Annotated in this window: 4 protein-coding genes, 1 tRNA gene and 2 rRNA genes; 3 read left to right on the top strand and 4 right to left on the bottom strand. The window is 51.0% G+C overall.

The features are described from left to right. Nucleotides 1-2 precede the first annotated feature (2 nt). From R9X49_RS21855 to R9X49_RS21865, 3 genes are all read left to right on the top strand, one after another. On the top strand, nucleotides 3-2,651 hold the full coding sequence (locus tag R9X49_RS21855; RefSeq protein ID WP_319850359.1) for a bifunctional acetate--CoA ligase family protein/GNAT family N-acetyltransferase: 2,649 nt from the start codon (nucleotides 3-5) through the stop codon (nucleotides 2,649-2,651). A gap of 189 nt (nucleotides 2,652-2,840) precedes the next feature. Then, a complete protein-coding gene (gene pssA / locus R9X49_RS21860; protein WP_319850370.1) occupies nucleotides 2,841-4,196 on the top strand; it encodes a CDP-diacylglycerol--serine O-phosphatidyltransferase in 1,356 nt (451 codons plus the stop codon). A gap of 66 nt (nucleotides 4,197-4,262) precedes the next feature. Then, nucleotides 4,263-4,586 carry a YfiM family lipoprotein gene (locus R9X49_RS21865; RefSeq protein WP_015841486.1) on the top strand — a complete coding sequence of 108 codons (324 nt, stop codon included), beginning with the start codon at nucleotides 4,263-4,265 and terminating at the stop codon, nucleotides 4,584-4,586. Here R9X49_RS21865 and R9X49_RS21870 read toward each other — a convergent pair. The 4 genes from R9X49_RS21870 to rrf (R9X49_RS21885) form a co-directional block, all read right to left on the bottom strand. After that, nucleotides 4,583-5,863, bottom strand: coding sequence for an MFS transporter (locus tag R9X49_RS21870; protein ID WP_319850361.1), 1,281 nt, complete (start codon nucleotides 5,861-5,863; stop codon nucleotides 4,583-4,585). The two genes, R9X49_RS21865 and R9X49_RS21870, sit on opposite strands and share 4 nt — an antisense overlap. 303 nt (nucleotides 5,864-6,166) lie before the next feature. After that, nucleotides 6,167-6,282: ribosomal RNA gene (gene rrf, locus R9X49_RS21875) — 5S ribosomal RNA — on the bottom strand. Between the two features lie 37 nt (nucleotides 6,283-6,319). Beyond that, nucleotides 6,320-6,395, bottom strand: a tRNA-Thr gene (locus R9X49_RS21880). A gap of 18 nt (nucleotides 6,396-6,413) precedes the next feature. Then, nucleotides 6,414-6,529: ribosomal RNA gene (gene rrf / locus R9X49_RS21885) — 5S ribosomal RNA — on the bottom strand. Nucleotides 6,530-6,531: the final 2 nt, after the last annotated feature.

Consider the following 6,531-nt stretch of genomic DNA (forward strand, 5'->3'; position numbering starts at 1 on the left):
GCATGAGCCAGCGCGGATTGGAAGCACTGTTACGCCCTAAGTCTATCGCCGTTCTCGGCGCATCCGAAAAACCGGGACGAGCCGGTTTTCTAATGATGAAAAACCTGCTGGACGGTCATTTCAGCGGTCCCGTGTTGCCTGTTACACCGAAATATCGTGCCGTTTGCGGCGTGCTGGCCTACCCGACGGTCGACAGCCTGCCGATGACGCCCGACCTTGCCGTGATTTGCACCAATGCCAGCCGTAATCTCACGCTGTTAGAAGCTCTTGGACAGAAAGGCTGCAAAACGGTCATCATCCTCTCCGCACCGCCAACCCAGTTCAGCGAATTAAAGGCCTGCGCCGTGCGCTACCACATGCGACTGCTTGGCCCCAACAGCCTCGGGCTACTCGCCCCCTGGCAAGGCCTGAATGCCAGTTTCTCCCCAGTCCCGATTATGAAAGGCAAACTGGCATTTATCTCGCAGTCGGCCGCCGTTTCCAACACGATACTGGACTGGGCGCAGCAGCGCGGTATTGGCTTTTCCTATTTTATCGCCTTGGGCGACAGCCTGGATATCGATGTCGACGACCTATTAGATTTTCTGGCACGCGATGGAAAAACCAGTGCAATTCTGTTGCATCTGGAACACATCAGCGATGCACGCCGCTTTCTTTCCGCCTCCCGTAGTGCCTCCCGAAATAAACCGATACTGGTGATAAAAAGCGGGCGCAGCCAGCAGGCACAGCAACTGCTGAATGACCAGCGCCACGGTTTGGATGCCGCCTATGACGCAGCCATTCAGCGTGCAGGTTTGTTGCGGGTACGGGATACGCATGAGCTTTTTTCCGCGGTGGAAACTTTAAGCCACCTGCGACCGCTGCGCGGTGAACGCTTGATGTTGGTGAGCAACGGCGCGTCGCCGGCCGCACAGGCGCTGGATCAGCTTCTCAGCCGACAAGGCAAGCTGGCACAGCTCAGCGAGGTGACCCGCCAAGCGTTACAGGAAGCGTTACCGCAGACCGTCACTATCGGTAATCCGCTCGACCTGCGTGATGATGCGACAGCCGCCCGCTATCTGGCAGCGATTTCTGTCTTACTCGACAGCGACGACGTCGATGCACTCTTGATCATTCACGCGCCCAGCGCTGCCGCCCCCAGCACCGAGAGCGCTGCGCAGTTGATTACGCTCTTTCAACAACATCCGCGTGGGAAGAGAATTACGCTACTGACCAACTGGTGCGGCGAATTCTCCTCGCAGGAAGCGCGGCGCTTGTTTAACGACGCCGGCATTCCGACCTATCGCACGCCAGAAGGCGCGGTAACAGCATTTATGCATATCGTCGAATATCGACGTAATCAGAAACAGTTAAAGGAAACCCCGGCGCTGCCGCTGGATTTAGGCATCAACGCCAGTCAGGCACATGCGCTGATTCATCAGGCACTGTCCGATGGCGTCACTCAGCTCGATACGCATGAAGTTCAGCCAATCCTGCAAGCCTATGGTTTGAATACATTACCTACCTGGATTGCTGGCGACAGCGCAGAAGCCGTCCATATTGCCGAGCAGATTGGCTACCCGGTCGCGATTAAACTGAGATCGCCAGATATTCCGCATAAATCGGAAGTTCAGGGCGTCATGCTATATCTGCGAACCGCCAGAGAAGTTCAACAGGCGGCGGATGCCATTCTTGACCGGGTGAAACGCACCTATCCGCAGGCGCGCATTTACGGCCTGCTGGTGCAGAGCATGGCAAATCGCGCCGGCGCGCAGGAGCTCAGGATTGCCGTCGAACAGGATCCCGTTTTTGGTCCGCTGATTATGCTGGGCGAAGGCGGCGTTGAATGGCGAGAAAAGCAGACCGCCGTCGCATTGCCTCCGCTGAATATGACGCTGGCCCGCTATCTGGTGCTGCAAGCAGTGAAAGGCGGCAAGATTCGCGAATACAGCGCGTTGCGTCCGCTGGATATTCCCGCGCTTAGCCGCTTGCTAGTTCAGGTTTCCAACCTGATTCTCGACTGCCCTGAAATTTCCCGGCTAGACATTCATCCGCTGCTGGCATCTGGGGATGCGTTTACGCTGCTGGATGTCACGCTGCATCTGACACCGTTCAGTGGCGATCCCCAGTCAAGGCTGGCAATCCGCCCCTATCCACATGAACTGGAAGAAACGGTCATCCTCAAAAATAGTGATATTTGCCTGTTCAGACCGATTTTGCCGGAAGACGAACCGCTGCTCAGCTCGTTCATCGCAAGGGTGACGAAAGAAGACCTGTATTACCGTTATTTCAGCGAAATTAATGAATTTACTCACGAAGACTTAGCCAATATGACGCAAATTGACTACGATCGTGAGATGGCATTCGTTGCCGTACGCCAGCTCGGTGAGGAAACAGAGATTATTGGCGTGACGCGCGCGATTTCCGATCCGGATAATACGGATGCGGAATTTGCCGTGCTGGTGCGATCCGATCTAAAAGGGCTGGGCCTTGGCAGACGGTTGTTGGAAAAGCTGATCGATTACGCCCGGGCGCACGGTCTCTTCCGCTTGACCGGCATCACCATGCCGCATAATCAAGGCATGATCCAGCTGTCCAAAAAGCTCGGTTTTCACATCGACGTACAATTAGAAGAGGGTATTGTGACGCTGGAGTTGCCGCTGAAAGACTGATCGCACGACGTGACATGGCTCTTGCAACGGGAATTGTTATAGCAAAACAGGGTCACAACAGCCGGAAAGTAATGGTATTATCGCCCATTCGGCTACTCCTTAACTTTTGATAATGACCAGAAGGTCATATACCCTAGTGCAGCTCGAAGTATGGTGGGTATAAACTGATGAGAGAAGAAACGCACTGTGATGCTGTCAAATTTTAAACGCAATAAATACCAACAGCACCTTGCACAACTGCCCAGAATCCCTCAGAACGCAGACGATGTTCAGACGTTGCATTCTCCTGAGCTTTTCCGCACGACGCTGATTAACGCCATTTTGAGTGCTAAAAAGCGCATCTATATCGTGGCGTTGTATCTTGAACGTGATGACGGCGGCATGGGGATTCTATCCGCAATTTATGAAGCCAAACGGCAGTGCCCAGAACTGGATGTCCGCGTTCTGGTAGACTGGCATCGTGCTCAGCGTGGCAGGATCGGCGCAGCGGCAGAAAATACCAATGCCGATTGGTATTGCGATATGGCGAAAAAACATCCAGACACCCATTTCCCTATCTATGGTATTCCTGTCAACACACGCGAAGCGTTGGGCGTGCTGCATCTGAAAGGGTTTATTGTCGATGACACCGTCATCTATAGCGGAGCCAGCCTGAATGATGTTTATCTGCATCAGCATCAGAGGTACCGCTATGACCGCTACCAGCTGATTCATAATCCGGTGTTGGCTGATACGATGGTGCAATATATCCAGACAATGCTGTCGGCACCGGCAGTGCAACGATTGGATCATACCGATCGCCCGAAGAGTCTGGAAATCAAAAATGATATCAAGCAGTTCCGCCAAACGTTGCGTACTGCCAGCTATCAGGCTCCAGAACACCGTGCGGATGCGAGCGAATTAACCGTCACGCCATTGGTCGGGTTAGGAAAGCAAAGCCCGCTGAATAAGACTATACACCACCTGATGTATTGCGCCGACGAGCATCTGGTTATCTGTACTCCGTATTTCAACCTGCCAGCGCTGCTGGTCAGAAATATCATCCGGCTATTGCGGGATGGCAAGAAAGTAGAAATTATTATTGGCGATAAGACCGCTAACGATTTCTATATTCCGGAAGACCAGCCTTTCAAAATCATCGGGGCGTTACCGTATCTCTATGAGATCAACCTGCGTCGCTTCCTGAGTCGTCTGGAACGCTACATTGAGAATCAACAGCTTGTTGTGCGCCTATGGAAAGATGGCGACAACAGCTTCCACCTGAAAGGTATGTGGGTGGATGATAAATGGCAACTGCTGACGGGGAACAACCTTAACCCTCGCGCATGGCGTCTTGATCTGGAAAACGCCATCCTGATTCACGACCCTCAGCAGGTTCTATTGCAGCAACGTCTTGACGAACTGGATAAAATCAGGACGCACACCCACATCGTAAAAAGCTATATGGAACTGGAGAGCATCGCGCAATACCCAGTGAAAGTCCGTAAGCTAATACGACGCCTGCGCCGTATTCGTATCGACCGGCTCATCAGTCGCATTCTCTAAGACTCACGCTATACTTTGAAAAACCTCGGCTTCCGGGGTTTTTTATTATCTATAGGGAGAGGTTCCATGCGCTTACTGTGCGTTGCTGCAATAATGTGCTGCTCTGGATGTAGCCACATTGCGCAAGATCGCTGGACAGGTCAGGATAAAGCCCAACATTTTCTCGCCTCAGCTGCCATCAGCGCCGCCGGATATGAATATGGCACGCATCAGCGCTGGAGTTCAGATCGTAGCGGCGGATTCGGCATTATGCTGTCAATCAGCCTCGGCATGGCAAAAGAGCTTTATGATAGCCGGGAAGGCGGAACAGGGTGGAGCTGGCAGGATCTCGTCTGGGATGTAGCCGGTGCAACCACCGGCTACGCGCTATGGCAATTATCTGAACACTAAAGCTTCATCCCACTGCCTTTACGATGCAGCGTTAATGACACAATAAATGCAATCGCCCCCATTGCCGAGACATACCAGAAGAACGTCGTTTCCATGCCAAACGATTTCAGCGAAAGCGCCACATACTCCGCCGAACCACCAAACAAGGCATTAGCCACGGCATAAGATAAGCCAACGCCTAATGCACGGACTTCAGGCGGGAACATTTCCGCTTTTAAAATACCACTGATGGACGTGTAGAAACTGACAATAATCAGTGAAAGCATCACCAACGCGAAGGCAATAACAGGGCTAGTCACCCCCTGTAGCACTGTCAGAATCGGCACCGTCAGCAGTGCCGCAAGTCCGCCGAAGCAGAGCATTGAGCTACGACGGCCAATCTTATCCGACAATGCACCAAAGAACGGCTGAAGCAGCATAAAGATAAACAGTGCGAGGGTCATTAATCCACTAGCCGTTTTCGCATGCATCCCTGCTGTATTCACCAAATATTTTTGCATGTAAGTGGTAAACGTATAAAAGGCTAAGGAACCGCCGGCTGTAAAACCTAGTACGGTAATAAAGGCGCGACGATGTTTCCACAGCCCCGCAAGCGAACCAGCATCTTTATGTTCACGAGTTGTTTTATCAGACGTTTCATTCAGGGAGCGACGTAAATAAAGCGCAACAATCGCCAAAATAGCACCGAGAGCAAAAGGAATACGCCATCCCCACGCATGCAAATCTTCATCACTCAGAATTTGCTGCAATATCACAACAACTAACAGTGCCAGCAGTTGGCCACCAATCAGCGTGACATATTGAAAAGAGGCATAAAATCCCTTTCTTCCTTCAACGGCAACCTCACTCATATATGTTGCACTGGTACCGTATTCCCCACCGACGGAAAGTCCCTGAAATAAGCGAGCTAATAACAATAAAAAGGGAGCCCAGGTGCCAATAGTTTCATATCCTGGCAAACATGCAATAACCAGAGATCCAAAACACATCATGCAAACCGAAATTAGCATTGAATTTTTACGACCATGCTTGTCAGCAATGTAACCGAAAAGCCAACCGCCAATCGGTCTCATTAAAAAGCCTGCTGCAAAAACCCCTGCTGTTTGTAGTAATTGAGTCGTGGTATTTCCCGAAGGGAAAAAGATATGGGCAAAATAGATTGAGCAAAAGGAATAAACATAAAAATCAAACCACTCGACTAAATTACCCGATGAAGCGCCAACTATAGCTCGAATACGCTGACGCGTATCTTTCGCATTCTCCGTTAGATCAGTCATCTTATTTATTCTCCTGTTTTTCCGGGCATGAAACGATGCCCGCTATAGTAAAGCAGCACTTAAACACTGAAGCAAAAAGTTCCTGATTGTAATAATTTATTAATGTAACAACACAGGCAGTGCTTTTAATTACCATTAAATGAAACCGGGATAAATAAAGCAGATATAAACAAAACGTTATTATGAGGAGAGTTAATAAAAAGATAAGCAGAGTCTATTCAGGTAAAAGGAAAGGGCTAATATCCTGAAATAAAAATAAACAAAAGGCCATCCTTAACAGGATGGCCTTTTGTCTTAATTGAAACCTGGCAGTTCCCTACTCTCACATGGGGAAGCCCCACACTACCATCGGCGCTACGGCGTTTCACTTCTGAGTTCGGCATGGGGTCAGGTGGGACCACCGCGCTATCGCCGCCAGGTAAATTCTTTTTTAAGCCGAACATTAACCCAAATAACTGGTGCTGATACCCAGAGTCGAACTGGGGACCTCACCCTTACCAAGGGTGCGCTCTACCAACTGAGCCATATCAGCGCACCTGTGTAATTTGATGCCTGGCAGTTCCCTACTCTCACATGGGGAAGCCCCACACTACCATCGGCGCTACGGCGTTTCACTTCTGAGTTCGGCATGGGGTCAGGTGGGACCACCGCGCTATCGCCGCCAGGCA

It is taken from the genome of Pectobacterium carotovorum (genome assembly GCF_033898505.1).
Taxonomy (GTDB): domain Bacteria; phylum Pseudomonadota; class Gammaproteobacteria; order Enterobacterales; family Enterobacteriaceae; genus Pectobacterium; species Pectobacterium carotovorum_J.